Source organism: Dactylosporangium sucinum (assembly GCF_014647515.1).
GTDB lineage: Bacteria > Actinomycetota > Actinomycetes > Mycobacteriales > Micromonosporaceae > Dactylosporangium > Dactylosporangium sucinum.
Genome location: NZ_BMPI01000088.1, coordinates 1 through 21,249 on the forward strand (window position 1 = coordinate 1; position 21,249 = coordinate 21,249).

The following is a 21,249-nucleotide window of genomic DNA, read 5'->3' on the forward strand; positions in this document are numbered from 1 at the left end:
ACGCCTCCACCGCCGACGGTGGCGCGGTCGTGCAGTACAGCGACTGGGACGGCACCAACCAGCAGTGGCAGCTCGTCCGCGTCGGCGGCACCACCCCGACCACACCGGGCAACACCGGCGGGACGTGCACGCTGCCGTCGACGTACCGCTGGACGTCGACCGGCTCGCTGGCGAACCCGAAGTCGGGGTGGGTCTCGCTCAAGGACTTCACCAACGTCGTCTACAACGGCCGGCATCTCGTCTACGCGACGACGCACGACACCGGCTCGACGTGGGGCTCGATGAACTTCGGCCTGTTCACGAACTGGTCCGACATGGCCTCGGCCAGCCAGAACGGCATGTCGTTCGGTGCGGTCGCGCCCACCCTGTTCTACTTCGCCCCGAAGAACATCTGGGTGCTCACCTACCAGTGGGGCGGGGCCGCGTTCAACTACCGCACGTCGAGCGACCCCACCAACGCCAACGGCTGGTCGTCGCCGCAGACGCTGTTCTCCGGCAGCATCTCCGGCTCCGGCACCGGCCCGATCGACCAGACGATCATCGGTGACGGCACGAACATGTACCTGTTCTTCGCCGGCGACAACGGCAAGATCTACCGGGCCAGCATGCCGATCGGGAACTTCCCCGGCAGCTTCGGCTCCAGCTACACCCAGATCATGAGCGACACGACCAACAACCTCTTCGAAGGGGTCGAGGTCTACAAGGTCCAGGGCCAGAACCAGTACCTGATGCTCGTCGAGGCGATCGGCGCGAACGGCCGCTACTTCCGCTCGTTCACGTCCTCCAGCCTGAGCGGCTCGTGGACACCGCAGGCCGCGACGGAGAGCAACCCCTTCGCCGGCAAGGCCAACAGCGGCGCCACCTGGACCAACGACATCAGCCACGGCGACCTGGTCCGCAGCAACCCCGACCAGACCAAGACCGTCGACCCGTGCAACCTGCAGCTGCTCTACCAGGGCCGCAGCCCCAGCTCCGGCGGCGACTACGGCCTCCTGCCGTACCGGCCCGGCGTACTGACCCTGCAGCGCTAGCCAAAAGATCCGTCCTGCCGCTCCCGCCGCCGACGCGGGAGCGGCAGGCCGACCCCGAGGAGGGCAGTCATGCGTACGAGGAAGCGATGGATCGTCACGGCGGCGGCAACCGTCGCGCTGGCCGCGGTCGCCCTGGTCACCTGGACCGGCGTCGCGGCGGCCGAGTCCAACGGGGGCGTACGCGTGCTGCCCCTGGGCGACTCCATCACCGAAGGCACCCAGGTCCCCGGGGGCTACCGCATCGGCCTGTGGCAGCGGATGGCGGCCGGCGGCTACCGGGTCGACCTGGTCGGCTCCCAGTTCAACGGGCCGGCCGCCCTCGGCGACCACGACCACGAGGGCCATCCCGGATGGCGGATCGACCAGATCGACGCCAACATCGCCGGGTGGCTGCGGACCACGACCCCGCGCACCGTCCTGCTGCACATCGGCACCAACGACATCCTGCAGAACTTCAACGTCGCCGGCGCGCCGGGCCGGCTCTCCACGCTGATCGACCACATCACCTCCGCCGCGCCGGCCGCGGACGTGTTCGTCGCCAGCATCATCCCGCTGAGCAACGGCGGTCAGGAGGCGGCCGCCCGCACCTTCAACGCCGCCATCCCCGGCATCGTGCAGAGCAAGGTCGACGCCGGCAAGCGCGTCCGGTTCGTCGACATGCACGCGGCCCTCACCACCGCCGACCTCATCGACGGCATCCACCCCACCGCGACCGGCTACGACAAGATGGCCGCCACCTGGTACGCGGCGCTGCGCTCCGTGCCCGGCAGCATCGGCGACCCCGCCACCCCCACCGGCTCGGCCCTGGTCAGCGCCGCCTCCGGCCGCTGCCTCGACGTGCCGAACGGCAGCACCGCCAACGGCGTCCAGCCCATCATCTGGGACTGCAGTGGCGCCGCCAACCAGCGCTGGACGGTCGACGGGCAGACCCTGCGGTCGGTCGGGAAGTGCCTGGACTCACCGACCGGCGCCACCGCCGGGGCCAAGGTTCAGCTGTGGGACTGCCACGGCGGGGCCAACCAGCGGTGGAGCGTCAACGCCAACGGGACGATCAGCAACGCCCAGTCCGGCCTGTGCCTGGACGTCAGCGGCAACGCCACCGCCAACGGCACCACGGTGATCCTGTGGACCTGCACCGCCGCCGCCAACCAGCGCTGGACGCTGCGATGAAGCGCCTGGTCACCATGCTGCTGCTGTTGTCGGTCGTCACGGCCATCCTGCGGACCCCGCCCGCAAACGCCCTGGACAACGGCGTGGCCCGCACCCCGCCGATGGGCTGGAACAGCTGGAACAGCTTCGGCTGCAACATCAGCGAGTCACTGATCCGGCAGATGGCCGACGCGATCGTCAGCAGCGGCCTGCGCGACCTCGGCTACCAGTACGTCGTCGTGGACGACTGCTGGTTCAACCCCAGCCGGGACAGCGCCGGCAACCTGCAGGGCGACCCGTCGCGCTTCCCCAGCGGCATGCAGGCGCTCGGGGACTATCTGCACGGCAAGGGGCTCAAGTTCGGCCTCTACCAGGTGCCGGTGGACAAGACCTGCGCCCAGTACTTCGGCTCCTATCCCGGCGCCACCGGCAGCCAGGGCCACGAGGCCCAGGACGCCCGCCAGTTCGCCGCCTGGGGCGTCGACTATCTCAAGTACGACTGGTGCTCACCGAACGGCACGATCAACGACCAGGTCGCCACCTTCGCCAAGATGCGCGACGCCCTCGCCGCCACCGGTCGCCCGATCGTCTACAGCATCAACCCCAACAGCATCCACGCCAAGACCGGGCCCCAGCGCAACTGGGGCGACGTGGCCAACCTGTGGCGTACCACCGAGGACATCACCAACGCGTGGGACACGGGGCAGACCAACGGCTATCCGATGGGCATCCAGAACATCGTCAACGTCACCGTGCCGCTCGCGGGGTACGCCGCACCGGGCCGCTTCAACGACCCCGACATGCTCGAGGTCGGGCGGGGCGGCATGACCGACACCGAGATGCGCAGCCACTTCGCCCTGTGGGCGGTCATGGCCTCGCCGCTCATCGCCGGCAACGACATCCGCTCGATGAGCTCGGCCACCCAGGCCATCCTGAAGAACCAGGACCTCATCGCCGTCAACCAGGACTCCCTGGGCCTGCAGGCCATGCAGGTGTCGAACGACGGCACCCGCCGCGTCCTCGCGAAGCGCCTGGCCAACGGCGACGTCGCGGTCGCGCTGTTCAACCAGGGCAGCGCGACGACCACGATCTCCACCACGGCCGCGGCCGTCGGCAAGACCGGGACCAGCTTCACGCTCCGCGACGCCTGGACCGGCGCCACCAGCACGACGAGCGGCGCCATCACCGCGAGCGTGCCCGGGCACGGCACGGTCGTCTACCGCGTGAGCGGCGGCGGTACCGGCACCACGCCGACCGCGTTCGTCAGCGCCGCGTCCGGCCGCTGCCTCGACGTGCCCAACAGCGGCACCGCCAACGGCACCCAGCCCGTCATCTGGGACTGCCACGGCGCCGCCAACCAGCGCTGGACGGTGAGCGGCCAGACGATCCAGGCCCTCGGCAAGTGCCTCGACGCGCCGCTCAACGCCACCGCCGGGGCGAAGGCCCAGCTGTGGGACTGCAACGGCGGCGCGAACCAGCGCTGGAACCTGGGCGCCGACGGCACCGTCAGCAACGCCCAGTCCGGCCTGTGCCTGGACGTCAACGGCAACAACACCGCCAACGGCACCACCGTGATCCTGTGGTCCTGCACCGCCGCCGCCAACCAGCGCTGGACCCGGACCTAGCCTTGCCGAGGAGACTCTTGTGAAGTTCCGCCGAATGGCCTGGGCGACCGGCCTGCTCTGCGCGCTGGCCTTGGTGCCAGGGGTGGCCCGGGCCGACAACCCGATCGTCCAGACGATCTACACCGCCGACCCCGCGCCTCTGGTGTACAACGGCCGCGTCTACCTCTACACCGGCCACGACGAGGACGCCTCCACCTACTTCACGATGAAGGACTGGCGGGTCTACTCCTCCACCGACATGGTGAACTGGACCGACCACGGCTCCCCGATGAGCCTCGCGACGTTCAGCTGGGCGAAGTCCGACGCATGGGCCGGCCAGGTCGTCAACCGCAACGGGAAGTTCTACTGGTACGTCCCCGTGACGAACCGGGCCACCGGCCGGATGGCGATCGGCGTCGGCGTGTCCACCAGCCCGACCGGACCGTTCACCGACGCCATCGGCCGCCCGCTCGTCGAGAACGGCGAGATCGACCCCACCGTCTTCATCGACGACAACGGCCAGGCGTACCTCTACTGGGGCAACCCCAACCTGTGGTACGTCCGGCTCAACACCGACATGATCTCGTACTCCGGCAGCCCGGCCCAGATCCCGCTCACCACCGCGGGATTCGGCACCCGCAGCGGGAACACGAGCCGCCCCACCCTCTACGAGGAGGGACCCTGGGTCTACAAGCGCAACGGCCTGTACTACAACGTCTTCGCGGCCGAGTGCTGCTCCGAGTTCATCGGCTATTCGACGGCGCCGGGCCCGACCGGCCCGTGGACCTACCGCGGCACGGTCATGCCCCGGCAGGGCGGCAGCTTCACCAACCACGCCGGCGTCATCGACTACAACGGCGGATCGTACTTCTTCTACCACAACGGCGCGTTGCCGGGCGGCGGCGGCTTCACCCGGTCGGTCGCCGTGGAGAAGTTCAGCTACAACGCCGACGGCACGATCCCGACGATCAACATGACCTCCTCGGGCGCACCCCAGGTGGGGACGCTGGACCCCTACATCCGCCAGGAGGCGGAGACGATCGCGTGGGAGTCGGGTGTGGAGACCGAGCCGGCCGGCGAGGGCGGCATGAACGTCGGCTGGATCGACAACGGCGACTACATCAAGGTGAAGGGCGCCGCCTTCGGCGCCGGGGCGACGTCCTTCACGGCCCGGGTGGCCTCGGCCGCCGCCGGCGGACGCATCGAACTGCGCCTGGACGGGGTGAACGGCACACTCGCCGGCACATGCACCGTGCCCGGCACCGGCGGCTGGCAGACCTGGACGAGCGTCACCTGCCCCGTCACCGGCGCCACCGGCACCCACGACCTGTACCTGCGGTTCACCGGCGGCAGCGGCTCGCTGTTCAACGTGAACTGGTGGCAGTTCACCGGGGGCGGGAGCGCCGACCTGCTCACGAACGGCACCGCGGAGAACGGCACGACCGGCTGGGGCGTGTTCGGCAGCGGCACCCTCTCCGCCACCACGGCGGCCGCGCACGGCGGCGCCCGCTCCCTGTCGCTCACCGGGCGCACCGCCGCGTGGAACGGCCCCAGCCAGGACGTGACCTCGCGGCTGACCAACGGCCGCACCTACACGACCAACGCCTGGGTCCGCAGCCAGAGCGGCACGCCGTCGGCCAAGGCGACCCTCGCCCTCACCGCCGGCGGCACGACCAGCTACGTCTCCCTGACCCCGGCGACGGCCGTGAACCCGAACGGCTGGACGCTGCTGACCGGCACCGCCACCGTCTCGTGGACCGGCACGCTGACCGGCGCCACGTTCTACGTCGAGACCGCAGCCGGTACCGACTCCCTGTACGTCGACGACGTCTCGTTCCAAGCGTGAGGAGCCGCACGACATGGCTGAGGTGACCCGCAGGCAGGTGTTGAAGGCCGGCGCTGCCGGCGCGGGCGCGGCGGTCGCGCCGCTGGTCTGGGATGCGTCGCCGGCCTCGGCGGCGGCCCCGCCGGAGGTGCGGGCCGCCGGCGACCTGGCGCTGTGGTACGAGCAGAGCGCCGGCACCGACTGGCTGCGGGCGCTGCCGATTGGCAACGGGCGCCTCGGCGCCATGGTGTTCGGCAACACCGACGTGGAGCGGATCCAGCTCAACGAGGACACCATCTGGGCGGGCGGCCCGTACGACCAGAGCAACCCCCGCGGCGCCGCCGCCCTGGCCCAGATCCGGCAGCTGGTCTTCGCCAACCAGTGGAGCCAGGCGCAGAGCCTTGTCGACCAGAACCTGCTCGGCATCCCGTCGGCGCAGCTGGCGTACCAGATCATGGGCAACCTCCGGCTCACCTTCGCCGGCGGCACGGCCGGGGTGTCGGAGTATTCCCGGTTCCTGGACCTGACCACGGCCGTCGCGGGCGTGTCGTACCTGCAGAACGGCACCCGGTTCCGGCGGGAGGTGCTCGCGAGCGCGCCGGACCAGGTGATCGCGGTGCGGCTGACCGCCGACCGGTCGGGCGCGATCACGTTCTCCGCGAGGTTCGACAGCCCGCAGCGCACGACGGTCTCCAGCCCCGACACGGCGACGGCGGCCGTCGACGGGATCTCCGGCGACCAGCGGGGCCTGGCCGGCAAGGTCAGGTTCCACGCACTGGCCCGGGCGGTCGCCGAGGGCGGAACCGTGAGCAGTTCCGCAGGCACGCTGCAGGTCAGCGGGGCCACCAGCGCGACGGTGCTGATCTCGATCGGCACCAGCTACGTCAACTACCGCGACACCAGCGGCGACCACCAGGGCCGGGCCCGCACGTACCTCACCGCGGCCACGGCCCGGACCTGGGACCAGCTGCGCGCCCGGCATGTGGCCGACTACCAGCAGCTGTTCAACCGCACCACGCTCGACCTCGGCCGCACCGCCGCGGCCGACCAGCCGACCGACGTGCGCATCTCCCGGCACGCGACCACCGCCGACCCGCAGTTCTCCGCGCTGCTGTTCCAGTTCGGCCGGTACCTGCTCATCTCCTCCTCCCGGCCGGGCACGCAGCCGGCCAACCTGCAGGGCATCTGGAACGACTCGCTGAGTCCGTCGTGGGACTCGAAGTACACACTGAACGCCAACCTGCCGATGAACTACTGGCCGGCCGATTCGACCAACCTGGCCGAGTGCTACGAGCCGGTCTTCCGGATGATCGGCGAGCTGGCGGTGACCGGTGCCCGCACGGCGCAGGTGCAGTACGGCGCGGGTGGCTGGGTCACCCACCACAACACCGACGCCTGGCGGGGATCGTCGGTCGTCGACGGCGCGCTGTGGGGCATGTGGCAGACCGGCGGAGCCTGGCTGGCCACGATGATCTGGGACCACTACCTGTTCACGGGCGACCTTGCGTTCCTGCGCGCGAACTACCCGGCCATGCAGGGCGCCGCGCAGTTCTTCCTCGACACCCTCGTCGAGGAGCCGGCGCTGCGGTACCTGGTCACGAACCCGTCGAACTCCCCGGAGCTCGCCCACCACTCGGGCGTGAGCGTCTGCGCCGGGCCGACCATGGACAACCAGATCCTGCGGGACCTGTTCAACGGCGTCGCCCAGGCCGCGCAGGTCCTCGGCGTCGACGCGGACCTGCGCGGCCGGGTCCTGGCCGCCCGGGACCGGCTCGCGCCGATGAAGGTCGGCTCCCGCGGCAACATCCAGGAGTGGTTGTACGACTGGGTCGAGACGGAGCAGTACCACCGGCACATCTCCCACCTGTACGGCCTGCACCCCAGCAACCAGATCACCAGGCGGGGGACCCCGGCGCTGTTCACCGCGGCCCGGCGGACCCTGGAACTGCGCGGCGACGACGGCACCGGCTGGTCGCTCGCCTGGAAGATCAACTACTGGGCGCGGATGGAGGAGGGCACCCGGGCCCACGACCTGATCCGCCTGCTCGTGACGCCGGCCCGGCTCGCGCCGAACATGTTCGACCTGCACCCGCCGTTCCAGATCGACGGCAACTTCGGGGCCACCTCCGGCATCGCCGAGATGCTGCTGCACAGCCACACGGGGGAGCTGCACGTGCTGCCCGCGCTGCCGTCGGCCTGGCCGGCCGGGCAGGTGCAGGGCCTGCGCGGCCGAGGCGGCTACACCGTCGGCGCCCGGTGGAGCGGTGGCCAGGCGACCGAGATCACCGTCAGGTTCGACCGCGACGGCATGGCCAAGGTGCGCAGCCGGATGCTCACCGGCACCGTCACGGTCACCGACGCCACGAACGGGACCGCCGTCGCGGTCACCAGACCCGAGGCCGACGTCGTCCAGCTGCCCGGGCTGGCCGTGCGCACCTACCGCCTGACCGCCCAGCAGCCGCCGGTGCCGCAGGGGTACGTGCGGATCGCGAACGCGACCACCGGCCTGGTGCTCGACAGCGGCGGCAACGTCGCCTCGGGGTCCAACCTCAAGCAGTGGACCTGGGACGGCAGCACCAACCTGCAGTGGCAACTCGTCGACCTCGGCGGGGGCTGGTGCCGCATCGTCAACCGCACCAACGGCATGGTGCTCGACAGCTGGGGCAGCACCGCCAACGGCGCCGCCTGCCGGCAGGCGGCGTGGAACGGCGGCAACAACCAGCAGTGGCGGCTCGCCGATGTCGGCAACGGCCGCTGCCAGATCGTCAACCGGGGCACGGGGACGGCGCTCGACGGCATGGGCAGCAGCGTGGTCGGCTCGACCGTCGCCCTGTGGGCACCCAACACCAGCCCGAACAACCACTGGACCGTGACGGCGCTCTGACGATCGCGGCGTGGATACCTGCCGACCAGCGTCCGCATTCCGGGCCGATATGTCAACCGCGACCGAACCGGTGGCCTCGGCATAACACAAATCTTCCACGGGAAATGTGTTATGTCTCGTACGCCTGGCGGGTCGCCCGAGAATCCGAAGCGTCGCCCATTTCGAATGAATCGATGTGGTTGAGTTCATCGACGTTCTGTCGACCGGCATATGCCGAGGTCAAATGGGTGAGTCGGGCTGGCGATCCGCTTGACGACCGCCTGAACTACAGGTCGGTTCGCGTTTGGGAGCGTTTCCAGAATCGTGTTTCGCAAAAGTTTCGCGACCGTATCGAACATCCCTTGACTTTCGGATGTTAGCGATCACATGATGAGGGCCCGTCGCATTCGTGTCCGGAGTGCCCGCCCTGTCGGAACCCGCCGACCTGGTCTCTCCGGCCGATGCCCCGCGTCCACATCAGCCCGGAGTCGCCGCTTATGTTCATGGTGCTCGCTGCCGCATGGAAACGCATTGCCACGATCCCGTCCGTCATGGTCGGGGCGCTGCTGTGTGCCGGTCTCGTGGCCACCGGCCCGGCGCACGCCGCCGACGGTTGGTCCCCGCGCTCCTCCTACACGTCGACCGACAAGGGCGACGGCACATATTCGGTACCGCTGCTGAACGCCGACGTGCCCGACATCAGCGTGGAACGCGTCCCGGCCGCCGCCAACCGCGAGGGCCGGGACATCTACTACATGATCAGCACGACGATGCACCTGAGCCCGGGCGCACCGATCATGAAGTCGTACGACCTCGTGAACTGGGAGATCGTCAACTACGTCTTCGACCGGGCCAGCATCGGCGACGGCTTCTCCCTGCGCAACGGCCAGAACTCGTACGGCCAGGGCCAGTGGGCGTCGTCGCTGCGCTACCACGACGGCATGTTCTACGCCGTCTTCAACACCAACAACCTCGGCGGCGCGTACCTCTACCGCACCGACGACATCGAGAACGGCGCCTGGCAGCGGACCGCCCTGGGGCGCGCCCTGCACGACCCGTCGCTGTTCTTCGACGTCGACGGCACGCCGTACATCTTCTACGGCTCCGGCGGCACGAGCGCCGTGCGGCTCAACGGCGACCTGACGGCCATCGCACAGGACTACCCGAACATCTTCACCGCGGGCGACTACGCCGGCCGGCCGTTCATCGGCGGCCTGTTCGAGGGCGCCCAGTTCTCCTACATCGACGGCTACTACTACTGCGTCATCATCACGTGGCCGTCGGGCCAGGGGCGCCAGGTCGTCATGTTCCGCTCGCGGGACCTGCTCGGGCGCTACACCTCGGCCGGGGGCGTGAACACCTACGAGGCGCGCGGCGTGCTCAACTCCAACGGGTTCGCCCAGGGCAGCCTCGTGCCGATCGCCCGCCAGGGGGGCGGCACCGACTGGTACGGCATGTTCTTCCGCGACACGTTCCCGGTCGGCCGCATCCCGGCGCTCATCCCGGCGACCTGGCAGGACGGCTGGCCGACCTTCGGCAACAACGGGGTCGTGCCCGTGGACGGCGTCTTCGCCAAGCCGATCCGGCTGACCCCGGAGCAGGAGCTGTTCGAGCGGCAGAAGTCGATCGTCGGCTCCGACGACTTCGACAACGACGCGCCGCACAAGGCGTACATGGACGAGCAGTGGACGATCCCGGCACCGCCCACCTACGACGACTCGCTCATCGGCGTCGAGCTCGTGCAGAACCCGGGCTTCGAGGCCGGGACCGTCTCGCCGTGGGCCGCCCAGTTCGGCGCCACCCTCGCCCTGGACACCACCGGCCCGGCGACCGGGGCGGCGGCGTTGCGGGTCGGCAACCGCACGCTCAACGGCTCGGGACCGAACCAGTACCTCAACGGCAAGCTGCAGCCGGGCCTCACCTACACCGTCTCCGCGAAGATCAAGTACGCGTCCGGGCCGGCCACCGTGCGGTTCAACCTCGCCGCGGACTGGGGCTCGGGCGTCCAGGTGATGGCCGCCGATGACGTGCCGGCCGGGCAGTGGACGACGGTGTCGGGCCAGTACACGGTCCCGGCGACGGCGAACGTCAACAACTTCAAGTTCGCCGTGGAGACGCCGTGGGCCAACCCGCAGCCGGCGTCGTCGTCCGTCGAGTACCTCATCGACGACGTCTCGATCGTCGGGCAGGCGGCGACGACCGAGTACCCGGCCGCGGCGGAGATCGCCCCGAACGGCTCCCGGCTGGACCCGGTGTGGGAGTGGAACCACGCCCCCGACAACCGCTACTGGTCGCTGACCGACCGGGACGGCTGGCTGCGGCTGACGAACGGCAAGGTCGTCACCGGCAAGTACATCTACACGAAGCTGTCCAACCGGTCCGAGCTGGCCTGGCTGGAGGAGGCCCGCAACATGCTCACGCAGCGCACGTTCGGCCCCCGCCAGTCGGTCGAGACCAGGATGGACATCTCCGGCATGAAGGACGGCGACGTCGCCGGCCTGGCCGCCTACAACCGTGGCTTCTCGTACGTGGCGGTCAAGCGCTCCGGCGGCGTGAACACGCTGGGCGTCGTCAACCGGGGCCAGCCGTTCGCGGTGGACCTCGACCAGACGACGCTCGAGAACTTCGTGCCCGGTACGACAGTGCCGCTGGGCAACGCCACCCAGGTGTACGTGAAGGCCGACCTCGACTTCGCATCGCCCGTCGGACAGCTGTGGACGACGTTCTCCTACAGCCTCGACGGGCAGCACTGGAGCCAGCTGGGCAACCGCGTCGGCCCGCAGGCACTGGACGGCAGCCTCGCCCACTTCATGGGCCACCGGGTCGGTCTGTTCAACTACGCGACGCAGCAGACCGGCGGACGCGTCGACTTCGACTACTTCAACCTCAGCGACACGCTGAGCGCCCAGAACCGGCCACTCGACACGAGCGCCCTCGACGCGGCCATCGCCTACGCGGGGACGCTGGACCCGCGGTCCTACCCGCAGGATGCCTGGGCCGCGATGCAGGACGCACTCGCCGGCGCAACAGCGGCGCGCGCCGGGCAGTTCGGCACCCAGAACCAGATCGACGCCCCGGAACGCAAGCTCAGCTACCAGCTGGCCCGGCTCGGCGTCGTCAAGGCCGATCCCGCGCTGCCCGTCACGGTCTCGGCGCAGGCCCGGTGCGTCGCCGGCAAGGCGTACGTCGCCGTGCAGGCCCGCAACGACCACGACGCGCCGGTGAACCTCACCCTGCAGACCCCGTACGGCGAGCGGTCGTTCACCGCCGTCGCGCCGGCCGGCAACGCCTACCAGCAGTTCGCCACGCGCGCCGGGTCGGTGCCGCCCGGCACGGTGACCGTCCGCGCCGCCGGGACCGTCGGCGGCAGGGACGTGACGACGGTCCGGACGGCCCAGTACACCGCCGTCAGCTGCGCCTGACCCGCATCCGTTGCCCCGGGGCCGGTCGACGGCCGGCCCCGCGGTACCGCACACCCCAGCAACCAAGGAGGACGTACGTGGTCCATCGCCTACGAAGAGCAGCGGCCGTGGCCGCCCTGCTCGCCGCCGGCCTTGTCGCCGCAGCCGCGCCGGCCCGGGCCGCCGACGAGAACCTCATCGTCAATGGCGGGTTCGAGAACGGCCTCACCGGCTGGTTCGTCAACAACGGCAACGCCACCGACAGCGCCACCCTCTCATCGACCCCGGACGCCTACTCCGGCGCCAGCGCGGTGCTCGTCACCAGCCGCACGACCACCGGGTCCGGGCCGATGCAGGACCTCAGCGGCAAGGTGCAGGCCGGGCAGACCTACACCCTGACCGCCCGGATCAAGTACGAGAACGCCAACGGTCCCGCGACGAAGCAGTTCTTCGCCACGATGCACTACGGCGGGGGTACCTACACCAACCTCGTCAGCGTCACCGCGACCAAGGGCCAGTGGGCCCAGTTCAGCGGCTCGTTCACGATCCCGTCCAGCCAGAGCGTCGCGACCGCGCGGCTGTTCTTCGAGACCCCGTGGACGTCGACGCCGTCGTCGGCGCCCGACACGCACCTCATGGACTTCAAGCTCGACGACGTGTCGGTGGTCGGCGCGCCGCCACCCCCGGCGCCGTCGAAGACCGTCGAGGTCGTCGGCAAGCTCCCCGGTGAGCACAACCCGCTCATCGGGCACAAGTTCGGCGCCGACGGGTTCGGCTTCGTGCACGGCGGCCGGGTGTACATGTACATGACCAATGACACCCAGGGCTACGCGCCCGACCCGGTCACCGGCGTCTCCGCGGCCATCAACTACGGCAGCATCAACCAGATCACGCTGATCTCCTCCGACGACCTCGTGAACTGGACGGACCACGGCGAGATCCAGGTCGCCGGCCCGACCGGCGCCGCACCGTTCACCAGCAACTCGTGGGCGCCCGGCGTGGCCATGAAGGTGGTCGACGGCCAGGAGAAGTTCTTCCTCTACTACGCCAACGGGGGCGGGTCGAGCAACGTCGTCACCGGTGCGTCGCCGCTCGGTCCGTGGACCAGCGAGCGCACGACCACGCTGATCAACGGCAGCACCCCCGGCGCCGAGGCCGTCGCCTGGAAGTTCGACCCGGCGCCGCTCGTCGACGACGACGGCCAGGCCTACCTGTACTTCGGCGGGGGACCGGCCGCGACGAGCATGCCGGCCGCCGAGCGCTTCAACAACCCGAAGAACATCCGCGCGATCGAGCTCGCCGACGACATGGTCGCCACGCAGGGGTCGGCCGTCGTCGTCGACGCGCCGGTCGCCTTCGAGGCCGGGCACGTCTTCAAGCGCCAGGGCAAGTACTACTTCTCGTACTCCTCGCACTTCGGCGGCAGCGACTTCGGCGGCAACCAGACGCCGCTGCCCGGCTACCCCGGCGGCGGCCAGATCGGGTACATGATCTCCGACAGCCCGATGTCGTGGCCCAAGGAGACGTACGCGGGCGTGCTGTTCCCGAACCAGTCGCAGTTCTTCGGCGCGGGCACGGGCGGCAACAACCACCAGTCGGTGTTCGAGTTCGAGGGCAGGTACTACTTCACCTACCACGCCCCGACGCTCAACAAGCGGATCACCGGCAACACGACCCAGGGGTACCGCAGCCCCCACATCCAGGAACTGACCTTCCACCCGGACGGCACGATCCAGCAGGTCGTGGGCACCTACGCCGGCGTGGACCAGGTCCGGAACTTCAACCCGTACCGCGTGTTCGAGGCCGAGACGCTCGGGTGGAGCAAGGGCATCGCCACCGCCAGGATCGACGGCGGGTCCGCCCAGTTCGGTGCCTCGGCCCCGAACCTGGCCGTGCGCGACATCGACAACGGCGACTGGACGGCCCTGTCGTCGGTGGACTTCGGCACCGGCGGCGCCAGGAGCGTGACCGCGAAGGTGCGTGCGCTCGCTGCCGGGGCGCGGATCCAGGTGCGGCTCGACAGCGTCACCGGTCCGGTGGCCGGCACGATCCCGGTCGGCGCGCCCACCGGCGAGTGGGCCGAGGTGACCGCCGCCCTCGACGGCGCCACCGGCGTGCACGACGTCTACTTCACCTACGAGGGCCCGGCCGGCCAGGACCTCTTCGAGCTCGACTCCTGGACGTTCGACCGGCGGGCCGACCTGCCCGTCACCGTGAACGCCCAGACCCGGTGCACCGCCGGGAAGGCCTACGTCGCGGTCCAGGCCCGCAACGACCACGACGCCCCGATCGACATCACGCTCGAGACGCCCTACGGGAACCGGACGTTCACCGGCGTGGCACCGGGCGCGAACGCCTACCAGTCGTTCGCCACCCGGTCCGCGTCGATCAGCGCCGGATCGGTCACGGTCCGAGCCGGCACCACGACCGTCATCACCGCAGCCTATCCCGGCGCGACCTGCGCCTGACCCCCGACGACAAACGGAGCAATCGCATGAACAAGTGGAACCGGCTGCTCGCCGCCGGCACCGTCCTGGCCGGGGCGGTGGCACTGCCGTCGCCCGCCCTCGCGGAGCCGGGCGACGACGCCGACCTCCAGGTGACGGTCGACATCGCCGAGATCCGGGAACCCGGTGTCCTCGCCCTGTCCGTCGCGGGCAACGCCGTCGTGCTGACCGAGAACGGCTCGACCCTGCTGGTCCGGCAGTTCACCGGCACCCTGCCGACGGTGACCGTCACCGACACCCGCACCGCGGACGAGGTGCCCGCCGGCGCCGGCTGGGCCGTGCTCGGCAGCGCCACCAGCTTCGTCGGCACCGCCGGCCAGGCCCCGATCACCGCCGACCACCTCGGCTGGAAGCCGCACCTCGTCGACGGCGGCGAGACCGGCCTGGTCACCGAGGGCGAAGAGGTCGTGACCGTCCTCGACGACCCGACCCAGCCGGGCAACAACGTCGGCCTCACCGACCAGGAACTGCTGGTATCGGCGTACGACTCGGCGGCCGTCGCCGGCGACGCGTACGCCGTCGACGCCGACCTCTACCTGCGCACCCCGGCCGACGTCGCCGCCGGCCAGTACAGCTCGACCCTCACCCTCTCCCTGTTCGAGTAGCCGCGCCTCGGCGGGGGCCCTGACCGGGTCCCCGCCGGGCCCGCCGGAAGGATCGCCATGCGCCGGATGCTCACGGCCCTCGCCGCCGTGGCCGTCGCCGTAGCCGCCGCGCCGGCCGCCGCCGCGGCGGACCCGGGCGGCACGACCCTGACGTGGACGGTCCAGCCGGCCGGCCAGAGCGGCCCGGACGGGCGCCGCTGGATCGAGCGCACGCTCGACCCGGGCCAGGCCGTCACCGAACACCTGGCGGTCCGCAACTTCAGCGACACCACCGTGGTCTTCGCGCTGAAGGCCGCCGACGGCTACCTCACCGACAAGGGACGCTTCAACATGCTCCCGTCCGACCGGGCCTCGGTGGACGGCGGCACCTGGATCGCGGTCCAGGAGAAGGTCACGGTCGGGGCGAACGCGACCACCGTGGTGCCGTTCACCATCACCGTGCCCAAGGATGCCGCCCCCGGCGACCACCCGGCCGGCATCGCGGCGACGGTCACGAGCGCCGGCGGCACGGTCAACGTCGAGAGCCGGGTCGGCTTCCGGGTCATGACCCGCGTCAGCGGTACCGTCACCGCCTCGCTGCCGGTCAAGGACGTCACCGCCACGTACACACCCTCGTGGAACCCGTTCGCCGGCGGCACGCTCCGGGTCCGGTACACGCTGGCCAACGACGGTAACGTCTGGGCCACCGGGACGAGCCGGGTGGCGGTCGCCGGACGGTTCACCACCACCGACGTCGAGGAACTGCTGCCCGGCGGAACCCGGACGGTCGAGTCCCGAGTCGGCGGCGTCTGGGCGCTCGGCCACCTGCGCACCACCGTCGAGGTGACCCCGGCAATGCTCGGCGGTGACCAGGCCGGCGCGGACATCCGCCGGACCTCGGCCACCGTGACGACCTGGGCGCTGCCGTGGTCGCAACTGGCCCTGGCGCTGCTCGTCGCCGTGCTCGTCCTCGGCGTTCGGACCGTCCGCCGGGAGCGCCGGCGGCGGCTCGCGCTGCTGCTCGACCGGGCCCGCGACGAGGGCCGGGCGTCCGCCGTGGCGGCGCAGGGCTCGTGACCGTCGCCGCCGGCCGGGCCTACACCGCGGTCAGCGCCTCGGTCGGTGCGAGACGGGCGGCACGGACGGCCGGATAGAGTCCCGCCACCGCGCCCACGACGACCGTCGCGCCGAGGCCGGCCGGCACGGCCCAGGCGGGCAGCGCGATCGGCCAGCTCCGGCTGACGGCGTAGGCGGCGGTGACCAGCGTGCCGAGCACCACCCCGGCCGCGCCGCCGAGCGTCGACAGCAGCGCGGCCTCGGTGAGGAACTGCAGCCGGATCTGGCCGCGCGTCGCGCCGAGCGAACGGCGCAGGCCGATCTCCGCGCGCCGCTCCAGCACCGTGATCACCATGGTGTTGGCCACGCCGACGCCGCCGACGAGCAGGGCTACCGCCCCGAGGCCGAGGAGTAGGCCGTTGAACGCGCGCTCGGTGGCGAGCCTGGCCGCCAGCGCGTCGGAGGGCCGGGACACCGCGACCTCGTAGGGCGCCGCCGGGTTGGCGGTCGAGGCCAGCACGTCGCGCACGGCGGTGACCTGTGCATCGGCCGCCCGCAGGTAGATCGTGGTCGGGTGCGCCTCGGCGCCGAGGTACGTCCGGGCGGCGGGTGCGCCGATCAGGGCGGCGCTGTCGAGCTCGGGCAGCAGCGTGACCGGCGCGAGGATGCCGACGACCGTGAAGCCCTCGCCGCCGACCCGCACCACCATCCGCGGGTCGGGCGTGGTGATCCCGAGCCGGCGGGCGGACTCGGCGCCGAGCACCACCGCCGGGAAGTCGGCGGTGGCCGGGTTGAGCCAGGCGCCGCGCGCCACGGTCGCACCGACCGTCTCGGCCAGGTCGAGGTCGACGGCGAAGGGCAGGATGCCGTTGGTCTGCTGCGCCGGTATCCGGTCGTTGCGGTAGACGTGCACGTCGTCGGGCAGCTTGCGCAGTGCGGTCGCCGCGGTCACCGGCCCGATCCGCTCGATCATGCCGACGGCGCCGTCCGGAAGCACCGCGTGCTCGGCGGCCGTGACCCGCAACAGGTTGGTGCCCAGCGCGTCGAGGGTCCGCCGCAGGTCGGCCCGGCCCGAGCCGGAGATGCCGACCACGGCGAGCATCGCGGCGATCCCGATCGCGACGCCCAGGGCCGACAGCGCGGCCCGTGACGGCCGGGCGCGCAGGCCGACGGTGCCGAGCCGGAACACGTCACCGGCCGCGAGACGGCTCATCCGGCCACCACGCCGTCGTGGACGCGGATGCGGCGGGGGAGCAGGTCGGCGATCGTGCTGTCGTGCGTGATGACCAGCACGGTGGTACCGCCCGCGTTGAGCGCGCGCAGCAGCTCCAGCACGGACGCTCCGGCCGCGCTGTCGAGGTTGCCGGTCGGCTCGTCGGCCAGCAGCAGCGCCGGTTCGCCGATCACCGCCCGGGCGATGGCCACCCGCTGGCGCTCACCGCCGGAGAGCTCGTGCGGCCGGTGGCGGGCCCGGTGGGCGAGCCCGACCCGGTCCAGCGCCGCCGCGGCCCGCATGCGTCGCTCCTTGCGTCGCACGCCCGCGTAGAGCAGCCCGTCGGCGACGTTGTCGAGGGCGCTGACCCCCGGCGCGAGGTGGAACTGCTGGAAGACGAACCCGATCGAGGCCGCTCGCAGGGCCGACAGGGCGCGGTCGCCGAGGGCCGCGACGTCGTGCCCCGCGACGGTGACGCGGCCCTCGGTCGGCCGGTCGAGCGTGCCGATCAGGTTGAGCAGCGTGGACTTTCCCGATCCGGAGGGACCCACGATCGCGGCGAGCTCACCACGGCCGACGGTCAGGTCCACACCACGCACCGCGGTGACGTTTCCCGGGTACGTCTTCGTGACGCCCTGAAGCTCCACGACCGTCACCGGGCCGTCCGCACGGTCATGCCCTCGCGGAGGTCGGGCCCGCTCACCTCGACGCGGCCGTCGGCGAACAAGCCGGTGGTCACGGCGACGATCCGGCTCGTGCCGCCCTCGACGATCTCGAGGCCGTAGCCGCCCTCGGCGAGCGCGATCAGGGCGCCGACCGGCACCGCCAACACGTCCTTGCGGGTGGACGCGACGAACCGGACGCGAGCCGCGCCGTCGCCCGGCACGGCGAACGCCTCGGCGTCGTCGGCGGCGATGAGGACCTCGACCATGGGCTCCGGCGCGGACGCGGCGGTCCCGGCGTCGGGCGTGCGGACCGACCGCACGGTCCCGGCCGCCCGCGACCCGTCGGACAGCTCCACGGTCACCTTCGTCTGCACCGCCGCCAGACTCGCGCTGCGCGCCGGCAGCAGCGCGGTGACGAGCCGGGCGGTCTCGGTGAAGGTGAGCAGCGGCCCCTCGGCGACCCGGCCGGCCGTGACGACGTGCGCGGCGACCCGGATCGGGCCCGGCGCGTAGACGACCCGGCCCAGCTCGACGGTCCCGGTCTCCGGCAGGCCGAGATCGCGCTGCCAGCGCTTGACGGCCGTGGCGGTCGACGCGGTGTACTCGTCGTCGACGGTGAACCCGGTGTAGCCCAGCGCCTTCAGGTTGGTCTCGAACTGCTTGACGTCGGCCCCGACGGATCCGCCACCCGGCGCGGGACTCGGCGAGGCGGCGCGGTCGGGCACCGCCGGCGCGGCGAGGTCGCGGTACGCCGGCAGCGTGCCGTAGAGGAGCACGACCGGCCGGTCGTCGATGCGCACGGCGGCCGCGCCGCGCTCGATCGTGGCGCCCACCGCCGGCAGCGCCGTCACCGTGCCCGTCAAGCGGCTGACCAGTTGCTGTTCCGGGCCGTGGCCGACCTTGCCGGTCGCCACCGTGACGTCGACGAGCGTCGCGCGGGTGATCGTGGTCGTCCCGGTCTCCGGCGTGGGCGCGGCGGCCGGGCCCGACGACCGCGCGACGGCCACCACCGCGGCCACGACCAGTGCCGCGGCGCCGACCGCGCCGGCGGTCAGCAGCGAGCGCTTCATCGGTTCTCGGGAAGGTTGTTGGCCGGGTCGTCGTACAGGTGCCGGCACTTCGCCACCGCGTCCCGGTACGCGGGGCTCGAGCGGTACGAAACGTCGGTCGGGCTCTGGACCAGGCCGTTCTCGTCGGGGATCGGCTCGTCGATCCCGTGGCTGCGCATGCAGTCGAAGTAGGGCCGGGACCGCTCGATCTCCGCCTGGTCGATCCTGACCGGCCAGGTCGCCGGCAGGAACTGCTTGCACTTGTCGTGCGCCGCCATGCGCGCCAGCATGGTCTCGGCGGGCACCCCGGGCTTGATGACGTGCGCCGTGACGAGCGGCTCGCCCTCCACCGGGTCGGGTGTCTCGGCCCCGTGCTCGGTGAGGCAGCGCGTGTAGCGCAGTGCCTTGTCGTAGTCGCTCTCCTTCGTCGCCGCCGACGGGCCCGCCGACCCGGAGCCGGCGGGTTGTCGCGCACTCGCCACCTCAGGTGCCGGTGGGGACGACGAGCACGCCGCGAGACCCAGGAACACGACCACGACGACGACGGCGCGTCTCACCGCACACTCCCGACTGAGTCGACGATCGCCACGTGCTCGACGGCCTGGCGGATCAGGATCCGTGGCGCCGGTTCGGTGGCCTGGTTGGGCAGCGTGAGCCGGAGCAGCGTCCGGTTCACGCCGAGATAGGCGAAGGTGGTCCGGTCGAAGATCAGCTCGGTCTCGGCGTCGGGGCCGCGGTAGGCGAGCGCGACGCCCGAGCGCCCGGTGACGTCGACGACGTCGCGCCGCACGCTGACGCCGGGGATCCGCCCGACCGCCGCGAACACCGCCGCCTGCACCGCCGGTGTGTGCTGGCTGAGGTACAGCACCCGGGCGGCGTTGTCGAACGCCTGGTCGTCGCCGCCGCCCGAGCGGCGGAGGTAGGCGAGCATCGCGTCGGCGTCGACCGGCAGGCCGGCACCGACGCTGGACCCGGACGCGCACGGCACCCGCCACTGCGGGACGGCGGTGCTCTGGTAGCCGTCCCGGCACCCGGCGACGGTCTCGTCGTGCCAGGCGGCCTGCGGCTGGTCGAGCGGGCGCCGGCGCACCAGACCGTCGCGGGTGCCGTCGACCGACCGCCACTCACGCACCACGAGCGGACCTTCGTCGGCCGCGGACGGCGCCTGCCCGTGTTGAACGGTCAGGTAGCGCATCACCGACTCGATGTAGACGAACTGACCCGGCAGGGCGGACACCACCGCGCCGGCCGCCGCTCGTTCCGCGGCCAGTTGCGCCACCTCGGCCGTCTCCGGTGGCCGGTCACCGCCCGACCTGGTGATCACCACCGGGACGGCGATGGCCGCCGCGACCGCGGCCGTCGCGGCGCTGACCAGCGCCGACTGCCACACGCGGGACCAGGCACGGCGCCGCGGGTGCGGCGTCCGGCCGGTCGCGGACAACACCCGGTGCCGCAGGCCGGCCGGCAGCTGCCCGGCCGGGGGGCCGAGCTGGTCGCCGAGCTCACGCAGCAGTCGCAGGTCGGGGTCCATCACACCTCGCCGGTGGGGTCGATGCCGCCCAGCGCGGCGCGAACCTTGCGCCGGGCGCGGTTCAGCCGGGACCGCACGGTGCCCAGCGGGATGTCGAGCGCGGCGGCCACCTCGTCGTAGCTGAGGTCGCACCAGGCGATGAGCAGCAGCACGTCACGATCGCCGGCGGAGAGCCGACCGAGCGCGGCGACGAGCGGGGCGCGTGCGGCGGACGCGGTGACGCGGGCCGTGACGCGCTCGGCGTGCCCGTCGACGGTGGACTCCGGCGCGGTCCGCAACAGCGCCCGGTAGTGCGTGTTCTCCGCCCGGAAGTGCCGGGCCAGCTTGCGGGTGAGGATGCCGAACAGCCATGGCCGGGCGTCGAGCCGCTCGGGATCATACGAGTCGCGCTGCGCGAACGCGGCGAGGAACGTGTCGGCGACGACGTCCTCGGCGGTCTCCGCGCCGACGCGCTGGTAGGCGTACCGGTAGAGCTGCGCCGCGTGGCGGTCGTAGAGATCCGCGAACCGGCCCGGGTCCATGCGGGCAGCGCGCATCGACGCTGCGTCTGCACCCGCTTCAGCCTGGATCACGTTAGGTATTTCCACTTCCCCCGGTCCGGGTTCACGGCAACTGCCCGGGGCGCCGCGGCCGGACCGCACCGCGGCGCCCGGTACAGCCTGCCCGACCGGCTCCACGCTCTGGTTCACGAGGCCGCGGGCCGGAGTTGCGCAACCCGGCCCGGGTTGGTGAACGCTCACAGCCCGGCGCCCGCAACTCGAACGTATTGAC

At 71.7% G+C, this 21,249-nt stretch carries 15 protein-coding genes; 9 read left to right on the forward strand and 6 right to left on the reverse strand.

Annotated features, from left to right (window positions below):
- From IEZ31_RS49305 to IEZ31_RS49345, 9 genes are all read left to right on the forward strand, one after another.
- Positions 1 to 1,031 (forward strand): non-reducing end alpha-L-arabinofuranosidase family hydrolase (locus IEZ31_RS49305; RefSeq protein ID WP_190257075.1); only part of this gene is annotated, 1,031 nt, incomplete at its 5' end.
- A gap of 69 nt (positions 1,032 to 1,100) precedes the next feature.
- Positions 1,101 to 2,201 (forward strand): ricin-type beta-trefoil lectin domain protein, encoded by a 1,101-nt coding sequence (locus IEZ31_RS49310; protein WP_190257076.1) that lies wholly within the window; start codon positions 1,101 to 1,103, stop codon positions 2,199 to 2,201.
- 14 nt (positions 2,202 to 2,215) lie between these two features.
- Positions 2,216 to 3,805 (forward strand): glycoside hydrolase family 27 protein, encoded by a 1,590-nt coding sequence (locus tag IEZ31_RS49315; RefSeq protein WP_229837055.1) that lies wholly within the window; start codon positions 2,216 to 2,218, stop codon positions 3,803 to 3,805.
- 19 nt (positions 3,806 to 3,824) lie between these two features.
- Positions 3,825 to 5,630 (forward strand): family 43 glycosylhydrolase, encoded by a 1,806-nt coding sequence (locus IEZ31_RS49320; RefSeq protein WP_373294825.1) that lies wholly within the window; start codon positions 3,825 to 3,827, stop codon positions 5,628 to 5,630.
- 13 nt (positions 5,631 to 5,643) lie between these two features.
- Positions 5,644 to 8,493 carry a glycosyl hydrolase family 95 catalytic domain-containing protein gene (locus IEZ31_RS49325; protein ID WP_190257077.1) on the forward strand — a complete coding sequence of 950 codons (2,850 nt, stop codon included), beginning with the start codon at positions 5,644 to 5,646 and terminating at the stop codon, positions 8,491 to 8,493.
- Positions 8,494 to 8,933: 440 nt separating this feature from the next.
- Positions 8,934 to 11,894 carry a beta-xylosidase family glycoside hydrolase gene (locus IEZ31_RS49330; protein WP_229837052.1) on the forward strand — a complete coding sequence of 987 codons (2,961 nt, stop codon included), beginning with the start codon at positions 8,934 to 8,936 and terminating at the stop codon, positions 11,892 to 11,894.
- 77 nt (positions 11,895 to 11,971) lie between these two features.
- Positions 11,972 to 14,341 carry a family 43 glycosylhydrolase gene (locus IEZ31_RS49335; RefSeq protein ID WP_190257078.1) on the forward strand — a complete coding sequence of 790 codons (2,370 nt, stop codon included), beginning with the start codon at positions 11,972 to 11,974 and terminating at the stop codon, positions 14,339 to 14,341.
- Positions 14,342 to 14,367: 26 nt separating this feature from the next.
- Positions 14,368 to 14,985, forward strand: a complete 618-nt coding sequence (locus IEZ31_RS49340; protein ID WP_190257079.1) for a hypothetical protein — start codon at positions 14,368 to 14,370, stop codon at positions 14,983 to 14,985.
- A 57-nt stretch (positions 14,986 to 15,042) separates the two neighbouring features.
- Positions 15,043 to 16,041 (forward strand): hypothetical protein, encoded by a 999-nt coding sequence (locus IEZ31_RS49345; protein WP_190257080.1) that lies wholly within the window; start codon positions 15,043 to 15,045, stop codon positions 16,039 to 16,041.
- A 19-nt stretch (positions 16,042 to 16,060) separates the two neighbouring features.
- Here the strand turns inward: IEZ31_RS49345 and IEZ31_RS49350 are convergent, their stop codons facing one another.
- Genes IEZ31_RS49350 through IEZ31_RS49375 form a run of 6 tightly spaced genes read right to left on the reverse strand, consistent with a single transcriptional unit; the run spans position 16,061 to position 21,014 of the window.
- Entirely contained in the window at positions 16,061 to 17,233 is a 1,173-nt protein-coding gene (locus IEZ31_RS49350) for an ABC transporter permease (protein ID WP_190257081.1), read from the reverse strand.
- Complete coding sequence (locus IEZ31_RS49355; protein ID WP_190257082.1) at positions 17,230 to 17,889, reverse strand: ABC transporter ATP-binding protein; 660 nt, start codon at positions 17,887 to 17,889, stop codon at positions 17,230 to 17,232. The genes IEZ31_RS49350 and IEZ31_RS49355 overlap by 4 nt, the downstream gene beginning before the upstream one ends.
- Complete coding sequence (locus tag IEZ31_RS49360) at positions 17,886 to 18,968, reverse strand: peptidoglycan-binding protein (protein ID WP_190257083.1); 1,083 nt, start codon at positions 18,966 to 18,968, stop codon at positions 17,886 to 17,888. Before IEZ31_RS49360 ends, IEZ31_RS49355 begins: the two co-directional genes overlap by 4 nt.
- Positions 18,965 to 19,504, reverse strand: a complete 540-nt coding sequence (locus tag IEZ31_RS49365; RefSeq protein WP_190257084.1) for a hypothetical protein — start codon at positions 19,502 to 19,504, stop codon at positions 18,965 to 18,967. The genes IEZ31_RS49360 and IEZ31_RS49365 overlap by 4 nt, the downstream gene beginning before the upstream one ends.
- A complete protein-coding gene (locus IEZ31_RS49370; protein ID WP_190257085.1) occupies positions 19,501 to 20,478 on the reverse strand; it encodes a CU044_5270 family protein in 978 nt (325 codons plus the stop codon). The genes IEZ31_RS49365 and IEZ31_RS49370 overlap by 4 nt, the downstream gene beginning before the upstream one ends.
- Complete coding sequence (locus IEZ31_RS49375; protein WP_190257086.1) at positions 20,478 to 21,014, reverse strand: RNA polymerase sigma factor; 537 nt, start codon at positions 21,012 to 21,014, stop codon at positions 20,478 to 20,480. Before IEZ31_RS49375 ends, IEZ31_RS49370 begins: the two co-directional genes overlap by 1 nt.
- Positions 21,015 to 21,249: the final 235 nt, after the last annotated feature.